General features: G+C 31.3%; 15 protein-coding genes. 11 read left to right on the forward strand and 4 right to left on the reverse strand.

What is annotated here, in order from left to right; genetic code table 11:
• Positions 1-199: 199 nt before the first annotated feature.
• On the forward strand, positions 200-1,045 hold the full coding sequence (locus tag LG649_RS03330) for a phosphatase PAP2 family protein (protein WP_226540887.1): 846 nt from the start codon (positions 200-202) through the stop codon (positions 1,043-1,045).
• 70 nt (positions 1,046-1,115) lie between these two features.
• On the opposite strand, the gene LG649_RS03335 is transcribed toward LG649_RS03330, so the two are convergent.
• Positions 1,116-3,302, reverse strand: coding sequence for a glutamine synthetase III family protein (locus LG649_RS03335; RefSeq protein WP_226540889.1), 2,187 nt, complete (start codon positions 3,300-3,302; stop codon positions 1,116-1,118).
• Between the two features lie 256 nt (positions 3,303-3,558).
• Here LG649_RS03335 and LG649_RS03340 point away from each other — a divergent pair, with 256 nt between their 5' ends.
• The gene (locus LG649_RS03340) at positions 3,559-4,581 is read left to right on the forward strand and encodes a glutamine synthetase beta-grasp domain-containing protein (protein WP_226540890.1); all 1,023 of its coding nucleotides are present in this window, start codon (positions 3,559-3,561) and stop codon (positions 4,579-4,581) included.
• 201 nt (positions 4,582-4,782) lie between these two features.
• Here LG649_RS03340 and LG649_RS03345 read toward each other — a convergent pair whose 3' ends face one another.
• Complete coding sequence (locus tag LG649_RS03345; RefSeq protein ID WP_226540891.1) at positions 4,783-5,739, reverse strand: calcium/sodium antiporter; 957 nt, start codon at positions 5,737-5,739, stop codon at positions 4,783-4,785.
• 239 nt (positions 5,740-5,978) lie between these two features.
• Between LG649_RS03345 and LG649_RS03350 the strand changes: the two genes are divergently transcribed.
• The 9 genes from LG649_RS03350 to LG649_RS03390 all read left to right on the forward strand — a co-directional run bounded on the left by LG649_RS03350 (position 5,979) and on the right by LG649_RS03390 (position 13,080).
• Positions 5,979-6,338 (forward strand): BlaI/MecI/CopY family transcriptional regulator, encoded by a 360-nt coding sequence (locus LG649_RS03350; protein ID WP_226540892.1) that lies wholly within the window; start codon positions 5,979-5,981, stop codon positions 6,336-6,338.
• Position 6,339: 1 nt separating this feature from the next.
• Positions 6,340-7,998 (forward strand): M56 family metallopeptidase, encoded by a 1,659-nt coding sequence (locus LG649_RS03355; protein WP_226540893.1) that lies wholly within the window; start codon positions 6,340-6,342, stop codon positions 7,996-7,998.
• 232 nt (positions 7,999-8,230) lie between these two features.
• Positions 8,231-8,863, forward strand: a complete 633-nt coding sequence (locus LG649_RS03360) for a Crp/Fnr family transcriptional regulator (protein ID WP_226540894.1) — start codon at positions 8,231-8,233, stop codon at positions 8,861-8,863.
• Between the two features lie 67 nt (positions 8,864-8,930).
• On the forward strand, positions 8,931-9,740 hold the full coding sequence (locus LG649_RS03365) for a sulfite exporter TauE/SafE family protein (protein WP_226540895.1): 810 nt from the start codon (positions 8,931-8,933) through the stop codon (positions 9,738-9,740).
• Between the two features lie 75 nt (positions 9,741-9,815).
• Positions 9,816-11,225: an MBL fold metallo-hydrolase gene (locus tag LG649_RS03370; protein WP_226540896.1), complete on the forward strand. Its 1,410-nt coding sequence runs from the start codon at positions 9,816-9,818 to the stop codon at positions 11,223-11,225.
• Positions 11,226-11,233: 8 nt separating this feature from the next.
• On the forward strand, positions 11,234-11,599 hold the full coding sequence (locus tag LG649_RS03375; RefSeq protein ID WP_226540897.1) for a rhodanese-like domain-containing protein: 366 nt from the start codon (positions 11,234-11,236) through the stop codon (positions 11,597-11,599).
• Positions 11,599-11,868, forward strand: a complete 270-nt coding sequence (locus LG649_RS03380) for a heavy-metal-associated domain-containing protein (protein ID WP_226540899.1) — start codon at positions 11,599-11,601, stop codon at positions 11,866-11,868. Before LG649_RS03375 ends, LG649_RS03380 begins: the two co-directional genes overlap by 1 nt.
• A 235-nt stretch (positions 11,869-12,103) precedes the next feature.
• A complete protein-coding gene (locus LG649_RS03385; RefSeq protein WP_226540900.1) occupies positions 12,104-12,661 on the forward strand; it encodes a YeeE/YedE family protein in 558 nt (185 codons plus the stop codon).
• Positions 12,662-12,663: 2 nt separating this feature from the next.
• The gene (locus LG649_RS03390) at positions 12,664-13,080 is read left to right on the forward strand and encodes a DUF6691 family protein (protein ID WP_226540902.1); all 417 of its coding nucleotides are present in this window, start codon (positions 12,664-12,666) and stop codon (positions 13,078-13,080) included.
• 1 nt (position 13,081) lies between these two features.
• Here the strand turns inward: LG649_RS03390 and LG649_RS03395 are convergent, their stop codons facing one another.
• Positions 13,082-14,491, reverse strand: a complete 1,410-nt coding sequence (locus tag LG649_RS03395) for a hypothetical protein (RefSeq protein ID WP_226540904.1) — start codon at positions 14,489-14,491, stop codon at positions 13,082-13,084.
• 116 nt (positions 14,492-14,607) lie between these two features.
• Positions 14,608-16,959 carry a beta-N-acetylhexosaminidase gene (locus LG649_RS03400; RefSeq protein WP_226540906.1) on the reverse strand — a complete coding sequence of 784 codons (2,352 nt, stop codon included), beginning with the start codon at positions 16,957-16,959 and terminating at the stop codon, positions 14,608-14,610.
• Positions 16,960-16,970: the final 11 nt, after the last annotated feature.

Genomic DNA, 16,970 nt, shown 5'->3' on the forward strand with positions numbered 1-16,970 from the left:
GAAAATATGAAATAGGTTTTATTAACGAGTTTTTAACCTTTTTTAAAACCAAATAATTATTACATAAATCCGAAGTTTTTTTCGTGTTGGGTTATCAAAAACCTGGCTACTTAATGCTTATTATCCTTATAAATAATTTATATTTGCACCCATTTTTAAATTTCTCTTTTACATCCCTTCATACATTTTTAATTGTTTTATGAAAAAATTAATTTTTCTTTTTATTGGTTTCGTTCTAAATTTTATGAATGCTCAAACGACTACCGAAATGGTAAAAGAGGAAACAATTTGGCAAAACTTTAAATACGACATGGGAAGTATAGGTGGAGGCGTTGGGTATTCTTTTAGCAGACCATTACACTGGAAAAAGAAAGATTGGGTTAACTTTGCAGGCTTTACTGTCGGAACCATAATATTAAATTTAGCCGATGACGAGATTAATTCTTGGGTTAACGGTATTAGAAGCGAAATACCTGAAGGCTTAAAAGAGTTTGGCAACCATTACGCACGACCAGAGGGAAATTTTAGCCTTTCTGGTGCTGTATATTTAACCGGTTTGTTTATAAAGAATGAAAAAGTAAGAAGAGCTGGTGTTTTAATGATGGCTTCAACCATTTCTGGCGGAGTAATACAACAATTTGGTACACGAATTATTCATAGAGCAAGACCGTTGACTGGAAAATCTTCAAGCAATTACAGTATTGGGCATTTCGAAAAAGTTGAAGGTTACGATTCCTTTTTCTCAGGGCACACCGTTTTATCTTTTGCTAATGCCTACGCCATTGGTAAACAGTTTAAAAACCCTTGGGTAAAAGCAGGGATTTATACGGTTGGAATGATTCCTGGTTTTACAAGAATCATTGTTAGCAAACACTGGCTTTCCGATGTCGTTTTTGGCACCGTAATGAGTATTGTTATCGTAGAATCGATAGATAAGTATTTAGACTCTAAGTATAAAGCAAAGTATAACAACAACGATAAAAAGGTAAGTTGGAATTTATCATTTGCTCCAGGTCAAATTGGTCTTAATATCAGTTTCAATTAATCAAAATAGCAACTTACTAATTGATTGCAACAAGAGTTCAAAATTAATCCTTCATTCAAAAAACATAAAACTATCGCGTAAATAACATTTCGCTGTATTTTGCAAGTGGCCAAATTTCATTATCTACTAGCAATTCCAAACTATCGCAATGCGTACGAATTTTTTCGAAAAAAGGTTTTACTTTAAAACAATAAGCAATAGCCTTTTCTTGAACTTTTTCATTGCTGTTTGCAGCCTCTCTTGCCTTTATCATTTTTGTTACATTATCGTTTATTCCTTCAATATGTTTTGATATTTCTTTAATTAATTTTAGTTGCTCTTTAGCTAATTTATTAAAATCATTTTCAAAAATAGATTTTAAACCTTGTACATTTTCTATTAAAATATTTTGATATTTTACTGCTGTTGGTACAATTTGATTTCTGGCCATATCGCCTAAAACTATACTCTCAATTTGAATATGAGTAACATAGGCTTCCATTTCAATTTCATAGCGAGCTACAGTTTCAATCTTACTCATAACTCCCATTTCTTCAAAAAGCGAAATGCTTTTTTCTGATATTTTAGCTTCAAGTGCCTCTGGTGTGGTTCTGTTATTACTTAAACCTCGTTTTTTGGCTTCGTCTTCCCAAATTTTTCCGTAGCCATTACCTTCAAATAAAATGGCTTTTGTATCTTTTATATACTCTCTAAGAACATTAAAAATGGCTTCGTCCTTTTTTAAATCTTTTTTATTAATTAACGTATCAACTTCAACTTTAAAACCTTTTAATTGTTTAGCAACAATTGTATTTAAAACCGTCATTGGGTTGCCACAATTAGAAAGCGAACCTACGGCTCTAAACTCAAATTTATTTCCAGTAAACGCAAAAGGCGAAGTACGGTTTCTGTCTGTATTATCAAGTAAAACATCTGGTATTTTACCAACAACATTTAGTTTAAGTTCTGTTTTTTCTTCAGGTGATAATTTACCTTTTGTTACACCTTCTAACTCTGCTAAAACTTTTGATAATTGTTCGCCAATAAATACCGACATTATTGCAGGTGGGGCTTCGTTTGCCCCTAAACGATGATCGTTACTGGCAGAAGCTATTGAGGCTCGCAATAACTCCTCATAATCTTTAACAGCCTTTATTGTGTTAATAAAAAACGTTAAAAATTGTAAATTGCTCATTGGTGTTTTTCCTGGTGATAATAAATTAATTCCAGTATCTGTGGATAAAGACCAGTTATTGTGCTTACCTGAACCATTTATTCCTGCAAAAGGTTTTTCGTGCAAAAGCACCTTAAAATTATGCCTTTTTGCCACACGCGCCATAATATCCATAACTAATGCGTTATGGTCTACAGCTAAATTGGCTTCTTCATAGATTGGTGCTAACTCAAATTGGTTTGGTGCTACTTCATTATGCCTTGTTTTTACAGGTATGCCCAACAATATACACTCGTGCTCTAAGTCTTTCATAAAGTTAAAAGCTCGCGTTGGAATGGCTCCAAAATAATGATCGTCTAGCTGTTGTCCTTTTGCAGAAGAATGCCCTATTAAAGTTCGACCGGTTAACAATATATCTGGACGGCTAGCTATAAGCTCTTTATCTACAAGAAAATACTCTTGTTCCCACCCCAAGGAAGATGATACTTTTTTTACATTTTTATCAAAGTATTTACACACATCTGTAGCTGCTTCATCTACAGCATGTAATGCTTTTAAAAGTGGGGTTTTATAATCTAGAGCTTCTCCTGTGTAAGCTACAAATATAGTTGGAATGCATAAGGTTGTACCAATTATAAACGCAGGCGACGTTGGGTCCCAGGCAGTGTAACCTCTAGCTTCAAAAGTGTTACGAATGCCTCCACTAGGAAAACTAGAAGCATCTGGTTCTTGCTGTACTAAAGAGCTACCTTCAAACTTCTCAATTCCTAATCCGTTTTCGGTTAATTCAAAAAAAGCATCGTGTTTTTCAGCTGTACTTCCTGTTAAAGGTTGAAACCAATGTGAATAATGCGTAACACCCTTTGATAGCGCCCAGTCACGCATAGAAGCTGCTACCTGATCGGCAACACCGCGCTCTATTTTTTTTCCGCGTTGTATGGCATTTAACACACCTTGCATGGCATCTTTAGTAAGATACTTTTGCATGGTGTTTTCATTAAATACATTACTTGCAAAAAGCTCTGAACGACGTACATTATCATCAAACATTACTGGTTTATTAGCTAAAGTCTTTTTTAAAGCATGAAAACGAAGTGTAGACATAGTTTTTATATGTTTTTGGCAAAAATACACACGAAAAACTAAAAATGATTTAAAAAAAGAAAAATTCTTATTATCACTTTTTCAGTTTTAATAAAAATTAATTAAGTTTTTTTAATATATCCCTCAAAAAAATGGGGTTTAAATAAAAATTTATTGAAGTCTTGTTAAAACACCCCTATTAAATTTAGAGTAATAACTTAAAAAATTATATTTGTGTGAATATAACTAACTTTAATTTATAAATTAAACATACATTATGGCAAAAATTAAACTGGAATACCTTTGGTTAGATGGGTATTATCCAACTCAAAACTTAAGAAGTAAAACTAAGGTAGAAGAACACGAAGATTTCAAAGGAACTTTAGAAGAAATAGGAAACTGGTCTTTTGATGGTTCATCAACTAAGCAAGCTGAAGGTGGTTCTTCAGATTGTTTATTAGTTCCTGTAGCTATTTACCCAGATCCAGATAGAAAAGACGGTTATTTAGTAATGACTGAAGTTATGAATGCTGATGGTACGCCACACGAATCTAACGGTAGAGCTACTATTGACGATGAAGATGATGATTTCTGGTTTGGTTTTGAGCAAGAGTATTTTATTATGGACACTCAAACTGGTTTACCTTTAGGTTTCCCTGTTGGTGGTTACCCTGCTCCACAAGGTTTATATTATTGTTCAGTTGGTGGGAAAAATACTCACGGAAGACACTTAGTAGAAGAGCATGCTGATTTATGTATTGCTGCTGGATTAAACTTTGAAGGTATTAACCAAGAGGTTGCTTGCGGACAATGGGAGTATCAATTATTCGCTAAAGGTGCTAAAAAAGCTGGTGACGAAATTTGGATTTCAAGATACTTATTACAACGTTTAACTGAAAAATATGGTTATTACATCGAGTATCACCCAAAACCTCTAGGTAAAGATATGGACTGGAATGGTTCTGGTATGCACGCTAACTTCTCTAACACAACTTTAAGAACTTGTGGTTCTAAAGAAACTTACGAGAAAATTTGTGAAGCGTTCAGACCTGTTGTTGATGAGCATATTGCTGTTTACGGAGAGTTTAACGACCAACGTTTAACTGGTGAGCACGAAACTGCTGCTATTACTGATTTCTCTTATGGAGTATCTGATAGAGGCGCGTCAATTCGTATTCCATTAATTACTGTTGAAAAAGGTTATAAAGGATGGTTAGAAGACAGACGTCCTGCATCTAACGGTGACCCATACAAAATTGCTGCGGTAATTATTAAAACTGTAAAATCTGCTAAGATTTAATAAATCTGTTTTATTCATAAAAAAAGGGCTTAATATTAAATAATGTTAAGCCCTTTTTATTTTTATGTGAATTTTTACGCCATTTAATTAAACCAGAAAACTCCTTAATTATTATACATAAATTAAATTGTAAGAGATAATTGATTAGGACAAAAACATCTTAATATTCCTATTCTATAACTTTCTGGGAAAAGTAAAATATCAAAACTTATCTTTAGTAAAAACTAAGAACATAAAAACACCATAAGCTAAAACTAAAACAAACCCTTTTACTCTACTTATTTGAAGTCGTTTTGGTAAAAATACTAACGGAATTAAAACAGCTGCAAAACCTAACATCCAAAAAAAATCGCTACTTAAAATTTGAGGTTCGGTTACCGGAATAGGTTTTATTATTGATGTTAAACCTAATACAGAAGCAATATTAAAAATATTAGAACCTATTAAATTACCTAAAGAAATGGCTTTTTCTTGCTTTGCTGCAGCAATTACAGAAGCTGCTAATTCTGGAACGCTTGTACCAATTGCAATTAAAGATACACCAATAACGGCTTCGTTAACTCCAATAGAACGTGCAATAGTTTTAGAGCCCTCTACCAACCATTCGCTTCCAAAATATAAAGCCACCGCACCAATTAATAACCAAATTACAATTTTAAAGTTTGATGTATGTGCTAGTTTATCGTCTACTTCTTCTGGTATAGCTTCTTGTTCTTGTTTTGCATTTTTTATTAAAATGAATAAAAACACAACTAAACCTGCAAATAAAATACCGCCTTCTATAGCCGAAAGTAAATTGTCGTTTTTCAAGAAGTAATATAGAACTATAGAAAACAACATCATTACTGGCCAATTAAGTTTGTAAAACGATTTATCGACAGCAATAGAGCTAACCATAGCCGTTACACCTAATACCAAACCAATATTAGCAATGTTCGAGCCTACTACATTATTTATAGCAATTGCTGGCGAACCAGACATGGCCGCTTGCAAACTTACTAGTAATTCTGGCGCAGAGGTTGCAAAACTTACAACCGTCATCCCAATTACCATTTTAGATATATTAAATTTAAATGATAATGCCACAGACGAACGCACTAAAAACTCGCCTCCAATTACCAAAAGCACAAAACCTAATATTACCAAAAGTAAACTCATAAAAATTTTTTTTTTGCGAAGATAATTAAAGTTGAATCTAATTTGCTAAAAGTTTTTTTATAGCACCAAATAATATTAGTTAACTTAAAATTTAGTTAAATAACTACTTATATAGTTTTATAACTACAAAAATAGTTATATATTTGAATTGCGTTAGGGATTGCAGCGGCATCCTTTTTTTGAGGCACGAGAAAAAAGATATAGCGTAAAGCCCGCCCGAACGCCCAAAAACTATAATAATGGAAAAATTAACAAATAAAGAAGAAGAAGTAATGCATATTTTATGGAAGCTGGAAAAAGCTTTTGTTAAAGATGTTATGGCAGAAATTAAAAGTGAAAAACCACATTACAACACCTTATCGACCATAATTCGAAAGCTGGAAGACAAAGGTTTTGTTGCTTATAATGCTTACGGAAAAACGCACCAGTACTACCCTATTGTTACAAAAGAAGCTTACAGACAGAAGTTTATGAATACCGCCATAAATAACTACTTTAATAATTCTTATAAAAACATGGTATCGTTTTTTGCTAAAGAAGAAAAAATAAGTGTTGACGACCTTAAGGAAATTATTGCATTAATAGAAAACGAGAAATAAAATGGCATATTTACTAAAAGTTAGCGCCATTGTTGGCCTGTTTTACCTTACTTATAAACTTTTATTGCAAAAAGACACCTTTTTTAAACAAAACAGATGGTTTTTACTTTTTGGTTTAGGAGTTTCGTTTTTAGTGCCTTTGTATGTTATAACAGAGTATGTTACTTACACGCCCATGGTTTTAAGCGATTTTACTTTTAATACAAAAACTACTGCAACTACAAAAACCTTTAATTTTATTGATGTTTTGCCTTATTTATATATTACAGGAGTTGCCATATTTTCACTTAGGTTTTTATTGCAATTTGCTGCCATATTTAAAGTAATTAAATGCCCAAATAAAAGAAAAGAAGGCCACTATATTTTTATTGAAAGCGAAACCGCAGCGTCTCCGTTTTCCTTTTTTAACTGGATTGTTTACAACCCAGAACAATTTACCCATACCGAATTACAACAAATTATAACTCACGAAAAAATACACGCTAAACAAAAGCATTCTTTCGATGTTATTTTAGCTAATTTGGCTTGTGTTATTCTTTGGTTTAATCCGTTTATATGGTTATATCAAAAAGACTTAAAACAAAACTTAGAGTTTTTAGCAGATTATTCGGCTTTTAAAGCGGTGTCTTGCAAAAAACAATATCAATACACATTACTTAAACAAAGTTTACCAACTCATCAATTGGCTTTAAGTAATGCTTTTTATAATTCATTAATCAAAAAACGAATCGTTATGTTACACAAATCAAAATCAAACAACATGAATCGCATTAAATGTTTGGCTGTATTACCGTTAATTGCTCTGTTTTTAATGAGCTTTAATACTAGAACTGTTTATGTTGAAAAAGAAATTACTTCGGAAACTAAACCAGAATTTACAACTAGTTTCACCGAACATTTTGAAGCAATTTTACTTAAAAACAGCACCGAAGCCGATTTAAACAAAATAAAAAACACGCTAGAAGCACAAGGTGTTACCATTAAATTTAAAGGATTAAAACGAAATGCTAACGACGAAATAATTGCCATAAAAATTGATGCTAAATCTAAAACCTCTAAAGCTAATTATAATATAAACGCTGATGAAGCCATTATGCCCATTAAAATAAGTTATAACCCTAATAATGAAACTATAAACATTTCTGGTGCTAACTCTCAAAACGCTATTGTTGCTAGTTTTAAAGGTAATACCAATAAACAAAATGAAACTGTAATAATTAAAGAAGAAAACAAAATACAATTTTTCTCAACTACACAAAAAGATTCTATTATTTATATTATTGATAGCGTTAAAGTTAAAAAAGAAGATGCAAAAGCTTTAGAGCCTTCTAAAGTAAAATCTATAAATGTTATAAAAGATGAAAAAAGTCTAAAAGAATATGGCAATATAAAAGCCATTATAGAAATTTTAACAAAAGATGAAACCGATACAAAAACAAGCAACAAAACCATTAAAATCATTAAAGGAACTAGTGGGTTTAATGGTTTGCCCAAAGACTTACTAGTTATTGTTGATGGCAAAGAAATTGACCATGAAAAACTTAAAGATGTAAAAAAAGACGATATTAAAACTGTAAATGTGTTAAAAGACGAAAAAGCCATTAAAAAATACGGCGAAAAAGGTAAAAACGGTGTAATTATTATTGAAACTAAAAAATAAACGTTTTGCGCTCCAATAAGAGGCTGTTTAAAAGTAACATTTTTGTCAATATGAACTCGTTTCAGATTCTAATGTATTTTGAAAATCAATTGTTTGAGATTCTGAAATAAATTCAGAATGACAGATTTCACACTTTTTAAACAGCCTCTTTTATTATAAATAAAATTAATGTAACCCTTGTTACACAAATTAAAAATTGAAAGGCTTAATTTTATACTCATAATTTAGCCTTATGATACAAGAACTAAAAGATAATTACGGACACCTGTTTGAAAACAATCTTTTAAACGAAATAAACCAAGTTGGCACCTTTAAAGAAGTTCCCGAAGGAGCTGTTATGATTAATATTGGCGAATATGTAAAATCTATGCCTTTATTAATTTCTGGAGCTATTAAAATTTTACGCGAAGATAATGATGGCGACGAACTCCTACTCTATTTCTTAGAAAAAGGCGACACCTGCGCCATGACGCTTACCTGCTGTTTAGGGCAAAAAAAAAGTGAAATTAAAGCTGTTGCCGAAACCGATGCAAAACTCATGATGATTCCTATTCAAAAAATGGAAGAATGGTCTGGTAAATATAAAAGTTGGCGCAATTTTGTTTTCGAAAGTTATCATAATCGCCTTAATGAAATGCTTGAAACCATTGATAGTATTGCTTTTTTAAAAATGGACGAGCGGTTACTTAAATATCTCATTGAAAAAGCTCGCGTATCAGAAGATGGTACAATTAGAAACACCCACCAAGAAATTGCTTACGATTTGCATACTTCTAGAGTTGTAATATCCAGATTACTTAAAAAACTTGAGAATCTAGGAAAAATAGAGCTTCATAGAAATTATGTTACACTTTTAAAAATTTAAGAGTGTAACCATTGTTACTGTATGCAACAATTTTACCATATACTTTTGCTATTAAGCAAATTGTATTATGGAGTTTCTTAATATTTTAGGTTATGTAAGCGCTCTTGTTATTGGTATTTCATTAGGCTTAATTGGTGGAGGCGGCTCTATACTTGCTGTACCTGTTTTAGCCTATATGTTTTCCATTAACGAAAAAGCAGCAACAGCATATTCGTTATTTATAGTTGGTTCTAGTGCCCTTTTAGGTGGAATAAAACAACATTTTAAAGGTTTAGTAGATTGGAAAACAGCTATTATTTTTGGCTTTCCTGCTATTATTGGTGTAACCATAGTAAGACACAATGTAGTTCCTATTTTACCTGATGTTATTTTTAACATAAACCAATTCGCATTTACTCGCCGTATGGCCATGCTTGGCTTATTTGCGTTTTTAATGATTCCTGCTGCCATTTCCATGTTAACCACAAAAACGATTCCAATAAAAAAACACAATGTAACCTATAAGTATCCTTTAATTTTCATCGAAGGCTTAATTGTTGGCGGTATTACAGGCTTAATTGGTGCTGGCGGTGGTTTTTTAATAATTCCTGCATTAGTTATTCTTGCTCGTTTAGAAATGAAAGTTGCTGTAGCTACTTCATTAATAATTATAGCGTTTAAATCGTTAATTGGTTTTTTTCTTGGAGATGCGTTTATTATGGATATTAATTGGTCCTTTTTACTCCTATTTACAACACTATCGTTTATTGGTATATTTATAGGTAGTTTTTTTAGTAGTTTTATAGACGGAAAGAAACTAAAAAAAGGCTTTGGCGTTTTTATAATAATTATGGCTTTCTTTATTTTTTACATGGAATTTTTAACACCTCATATTTAATAAAACCAATAAGTAACCTTTGTTACCATAAAAACAAAACACTATTATTAATTTAGCATCATAAAATTTAATACTATGAAAATAGAACAAATATACACGGGTTGTTTAGCTCAAGGCGCTTATTATATAGAAAGCAATGGCGAAGTTGCTATTATAGATCCGCTACGAGAGGTACAACCTTATTTAGACAGAGCAAAAGCAAATAACGCTACCATTAAATATATTTTTGAAACTCATTTTCATGCCGATTTTGTTAGTGGTCATGTTACTTTATCTAAAGAAACGGGCGCTCCAATTATTTATGGTCCTTTAGCCGAACCAAGTTTCGAGGCTATCATAGCCACAGATAATCAAGAATTTAAGTTAGGCAATATTACCATTAAGGTATTGCATACTCCTGGGCATACTATGGAAAGCTCTGTTTATCTTCTTAAAGACGAAAACGGAAAAAATCATGCTATTTTTAGTGGAGACACCTTATTTTTAGGCGATGTTGGTCGTCCAGATTTGGCACAAAAAGTTGGTGAAATTACAGAACAAGATTTAGCTGGTTACCTATTTGATAGCCTAAGAAATAAAATTATGCCTTTAGCCGATGATGTTATTGTATATCCAGCACATGGTGCCGGTTCTGCTTGTGGTAAAAACTTAAGTAAAGAAACTGTTGATTCTCTTGGAAACCAGAAAAAAACAAACTACGCACTTCGTGAAGATATGACGAAGGAAGAATTTATAAAAGAAGTTACCAACGGTTTATTACCTCCACCTCAATACTTTCCTTTAAATGTTAAAATGAATAAAGAAGGGTATGATGACTTTAATGATGTTTTAAAACGAAGTACTCAAGCATTATCACCTGAAGCCTTTGAAGCTGTAGCAAATGAAACTGATGCCGTAATATTAGATGTTCGCAATCAAAACGATTTTGCAAAAGGCCACATACCACGTTCAATTTTTATTGGTTTAGATGGAGGATTTGCTCCTTGGGTTGGCTCACTAATTGCCGATGTAAAACAAACCATTTTATTAGTAACCCCAGAAGGCCGAGAAAAAGAAGCTATAACACGATTATCGCGAGTTGGTTTCGATCAAGTAATTGGTTTTCTTGATGGTGGTTTCAATTCTTGGAAAAAAGCATCAAAAGAATATGATACAGTTAGCTCAGTTGATGCTTCTGTGTTTAAACAAGCTAAATTAAATGATAATGTTCCAGTTTTTGATGTTAGAAAAGATGGTGAATATAAGTCTGAACACGTAATTAATGCTATACACACACCTTTAGATTATATAAATAATTATCTATCAGAATTCCCAGAAAACGAAACGTTCTATTTACACTGTGCCGGCGGTTACAGAAGTATGATTGCTGCTTCAATTTTAAAAAGTAGAGGTATTCATAACCTAATAGACATTAAGGGAGGCTTTAAAGCAATTAAAAAAAATGGCGTGAAAGTTTCAAATTACGTTTGTCCTTCAACATTATAACTCACAAAATGAAAAAAATATTAATTACCATGTCTATTATATCTTACTTATTTGGTTGTGCACAACAACCAGAAACCATAAAAATTTTAGAAAAACAAGCTTTTAAAAAAGCAATAGAATCAAAAAAAGTACAACTAGTTGATGTTCGTACTGCTACCGAATATAATTCTGGACACATAAAAACTGCTAAAAATATTGATGTTTTTAAAATTTCAAAATTTACCGAAGAATTTAATAAACTAGATAAAAACCAGCCTGTTTATGTGTATTGCAGATCTGGAAAAAGAAGTAATAGCGCTGCCAAAAAATTAGATAAAATGGGTTTTAAAGAAATTTACGATTTAAAAGGTGGTTATTTAAATTGGATTAAATAATGAAAACAACAATAGCAATACAAAATTTAAAATGTGGAGGTTGTGCGCATACCATAACCTCTAATTTATCTGAAATTAAAAACATTACTAATGTTAATGTTTCTATTGAAATGTCTACCGTTTCATTTGATTATAATAGTAAAACCGATGTTTCTTTAGTTGAAACTAAACTTAAAAGTTTAGGCTATCCAACAAAAACTAATGATAATAATATAGTTTTAAAAGCAAAATCAATGTTTAGTTGTGCAGCAGGAAAAATTTCAAAGTAAAATAATATGAAAATTACTAACTTAAATACATCAATATTTTAAAAGACCTCATATTAATTAAAACCATAGTATTCTTTAATTCATTTTAATAAGTAAATAATTTATTCAGATTTCATTTACAAAATTTTTAAAGTTTTGTGTTTTTAATCACTTATTTCTTTATTTCAACAAATTATATTTACTTCTCCATAAAAAGTGCTGCAAAAACTGTTAATTTGCTACTTTATTTTTTAATATGGATATCATTTTTCAACCTTGGCCATGGTATATTTCTGGGCCATTAATAGCCATTGGTATGTTTTTGCTTTTACTTGCAGGAAAAACCTTTGGTATGTCTAGTAACCTAAAAACCATGTGTTCTATTCTGGGTGCTGGAAAAAAAGTAAAGTTTTTTCAATACGACTGGACAGCATACAAATGGAACTTAGTTGTAGTTTTGGGCACAATAATTGGCGGATTTATTGCGGCTAATTTGTTATCAAGTAACTTAAACGTAAATATATCACCTGCATCTGTTGCCGAATTAAATTCACTTGGCTTTAAAAGTGCAGGAAAAGCTTATTTACCTACCGAATTATTTAATTTATCTGCTTTAAAAGATATTAAAACCTTAATAATATTAGCCATTGGAGGTGTGCTTATAGGCTTTGGTACACGTTATGCTGGTGGTTGTACTTCTGGTCATGCTATTACTGGACTAAGTAATTTACAATTACCCTCTCTAATAGCTGTAATTGGTTTTTTTGTAGGTGGTTTAATAATGATTAATCTAATATTTCCTTTAATTTTTTAATCATGAAAAAGTATTTAACGTATTTAAGCATAGGTATTTTAATAGGTATTACTTTATTTAAATCTGAAGCAGCATCATGGTTTCGTATATATGAAATGTTTAAATTTCAATCGTTCCATATGTATGGAATTATTGGTTCTGCTTTATTTCTAGGAATTATATGTATTCAATTTATAAAACGTAATAATTTAAAATCCTTTTATAAAGAAACCATTGTAATTCCAGCAAAAGAAAAAGGGTTTTATCGCTACTTTATTGGCGGTACTATTTTTGGATTAGGTTGGGCACTTGCTGGAGCTTGTCCTGGGCCTATGTATGTATTATTAGGTGCTGGATTTTTTAACATTTTAATAGTTATTGCTTTTGCCCTTTTAGGCACCTATTTATATGGTGTTTTTAAAGACAAGCTACCACATTAATTTAATTTTGCATTGCTTTCACAGGGCCTTTACTATTAATATTTAAGTTTTTGTTTCCAGGATACAATATTACTGTTGCTTGAGTTTCGTTTTGTAACTTAATATTAGTAGCGTGCATATTGGCTTTGGGATTAAAATTACCATAACCCTCCCATACCGAAAATTTTATAACCATATCTTTAGGAATAAAATCTTCATTATTTGTTTTAATTAAAATATCGTGGTTTAATCCATTAATTTTTGCAAGCATATTATTAGCTATACCATTTCTGCTATCTAAAATATTCATATCTACATAAGCGTTTTTGGCATTTGTATATGGCACACCAAAAGCTTCAGCAAATTTGGCGTTTGCCCTACAATTTGTTAATGTATCATTATTACCAACATTAAAACCAGTTGTTACACAATCGCGTACTTCACAATTTATAACTTTATCTCCAGACTTATTTAAGCCTGTACAAATGCCTCTACGCATTTGAAAAACTGTACAGTTTTTAATTATAGTATTTTTTGTTTGATGCCCATTATATTCTGGGTACATGCGAATACCGTCTTCGCTTAACGAAATAATTTCTCCTGGTAAAATTTTTCCATCTAAACCAATTGTTGTACCCTCTACGTAACCTGGTTTATGCTTGTGTTTAGGTTTTTTAGCAAAAAAATCCTTGTCAAACATATAACCAGATGTTTCTTTTAAAATATCATCGGTTGTTCTTAATAAACCATCTACATGGCAATCTTCTATAATGGTATTCTCTGCTCCTTGTAAAAATATAGCGTGCCCCATAGCTCGCATATGTACTTTACAACCTAATAATTTTACATTTTTTGCAGGATAACCAACACGAATGCCATTCATTTTTTTTACATCTCCACCACCTAAACCAAATAAACTGCCATAACCGTATGGATTGGAACCCGCTGTTCTTACCTCTATGTTTTTAAGTGTAATGTTATCTCCAACTAGGTTAAATATTTTATTTTTACTTTGTATACCAGATTTATTGCCATAAGTTTCAATGTATAAGCCTTGAAAAATTACATTTTTTCCAGAAATTTCAATAGCACAATACATGCTATTTCCATCATTACTTTTTGCTAAATCTTTACGACTAAACAAATCTGTATCAACCATAAAACGAACATCTGTTAAATCGAAATGTGAGTTATTGCCTGTTATTCTTAAAAACCGGATATTATTGGCTTTATCGATTTGATAGTTACCCGGTTTTAATTTAATATTTACACTATCTTTATCTAAATATGTTTTAAATTCCTGTAATGTTTCAACAGTTTTAAATTCTGAAGATATTTTAATTGTTGATTCTTCTACAATTTTTAAATTATTTGTACAAGCTGTTAAAAAAACAAATGAAAGTGTAAAAAGTAAAGATTTAATTCGCGTCATGAATAGTTAATTTAGTTTTTATAAAACTAAAAACATAAAAAATTTAATACTATAAATTAGTATTCATTTACTGTAAACTATTATTTTTTTCGACTAAATAATCAGTTGGTTTAAAATTAATAAACAACAATTTCATCCAACATAAGTTTAGATGCTACATCTTTGCAGTGGTGTTCTTTTGGAATTGGATTAACACGCTTAGCTTTTATTTTTAAAAATTTTACGGAAGTTGCTTTAAAACTTAAGTTACTTTCTATCTTATTTCTTCCCTGTGTATGGCTAATTTTTAGCTGATTTAAATTAGATAAACTGGAATAATCTTTACCGTTTAAACTGCCTAAAACCTCTATGTTTTCTGGTGAATATACACAGCCAATAGTAAATCTTAACCACGTAATATCAACGTGACTTACTTCCGTTTCTTCTTTAAAGTTTAAAACAGCCTCAAAATCGTCATTAATTGTAACCCAATTTTCGTTGTATTTTACCAATTTAGCATAATTTAAATCGGTTAATTTTTGCCTATTTGCATTTGAATTACCTTTTGAAATGATTTTAAGTTTGGCATCACACCCCTTATGAATAGGAAATTTTTGCTGAGATATATTGGCAACTTGAGTATTATTTTTATAGGCTGTCGCTTTTACAGTTTTAGTTTCTTTTAAAACAAATGGGGTTGTGTATTTAATTGAAGCTTCTGTAGGAAGTGAACCATCAGTGGTATAATAAATATCTAAACCATCAACTTCGGTTTCTAATGAAACTTCAATTTCTTGCGCTTTTGGATGCCCTTCATGGTTTATTTTAACATTAAAAGCACTAGTTGCATATCGTGTTTCTTGAGCTTCTAGCTTTTTAAACTGATATAGTAAACGCTCTATAAAATTATCCCAGTTTTGCAATTTTTGGCTAGTCCATCCATTTTCAGCAACGGCATATAAACGAGGAAACGTCATATAGGTTAACTTGCTCCAATCGCTTATAGATTCGGTCCATAAATTCCCTTGAACACCTAATATATGTTTCGCGTCATCAATTGTTAAACTATCTGAAATAACTTTGTAATTATAAGTATCTTTTAAAAAACTATGCGAATACCCAAGATTTGGCTCTAAGTCGTCATCACCTTGCTTTAAATCTAAATAACAGTATTTAAAAGGTGTCATAACCACATCATGCCCTTGTTTAGCAGCAGCAATACCACCTTTTTCGCCACGCCAAGACATAACAGTTGCATTTGGAGCTAAACCACCTTCTAAAATTTCGTCCCAGCCAATCATATTTTTGCCATGGGCATTAATATTTTTTTCAACACGTTTTATAAAATAACTTTGCAATTCATGCATATTTGCTAAGTTTTCATCCTTCATGAGTTGTTTACAGTTCAGATCGTTTTTCCATGCATCTTTATTACATTCGTCTCCTCCAATATGTATGTATTTATACGGAAAAAGATCCATAACTTCGGTTAAAACACCTTCAATAAATTGGTATGTTTTTTCCTTTGCAGGGCAATAAGTATTGTTATTTACAATTCCTCCTGTTGCCACATAAAATGGTTGTTTGGCACATGAAATTTCAGGATAAGCCGTTATGGCTGCCATGGAATGCCCTGGCATATCTATTTCTGGAATAATCTCTATCTGTAGTTGTTTTGCGTAAGCTACAATTTCTTTTATGTCCTCTTGTGTATAAAAACCGCCATATGTGGCTTTCTCTCCTGGTTTTTGTTTAGGTCTGCCCCACCAATTAGATACCGTTTCGTCTGTGGTATTATAATCTACTCGCCATGCACCTACCTCGGTTAATTTTGGGAATTTTTTAATTTCAATTCGCCAACCTTGATCGTCTGCTAAATGCCAATGAAACCGGTTTAATTTAAGCTCTGACATAAAATCTAAAACTTCCTTAATTTTTTCTTTATCAAAAAAGTGTCGAGACACATCTAACATATAGCCGCGCCATTTAAACTCAGGTTCATCATTAATAGTTACTACTGGAATACCCCATTCTATATTTTCTGGCGCATTTATATTATGAAATGATGGCGGAAAAAGTTGTTTTAAAGTTTGTAAACCATAGAAAAAACCTTGCTCTTGTGATGCTTTTAATATAATTTTTTCTTGACTGACGATTAACTGATAACCTTCTTTTGGTAATGAAGCATCGGTAAAAAATTGAATATTTGCACCTGTATTTTGAATTTTAACTTCTGTGGAAAACCCTAAAGACTCTTCAATTAATTCAAAAAAATGACTAGCTATTTTTAACTGTGATTCATTCTCTACTGATACTTGGCTGTCTTCATTTAAAATAAAAAATCCCTCACCTAAATTTTGTGCTTTAGGTAAGGGAATTATTGATACTTTGCCTTTAAGAAGTGTTTTTGGTACTTCCTTTTTACAGGATGAAATTATAAAAAATGATAAAAATATTAGTGTTAATTTTCTGTAGTTTTTATAATTCATCTGTTTAGTTT

It is taken from the genome of Neotamlana laminarinivorans (assembly GCF_020523925.1).
In the GTDB taxonomy this organism is placed as follows: domain Bacteria; phylum Bacteroidota; class Bacteroidia; order Flavobacteriales; family Flavobacteriaceae; genus Neotamlana; species Neotamlana laminarinivorans.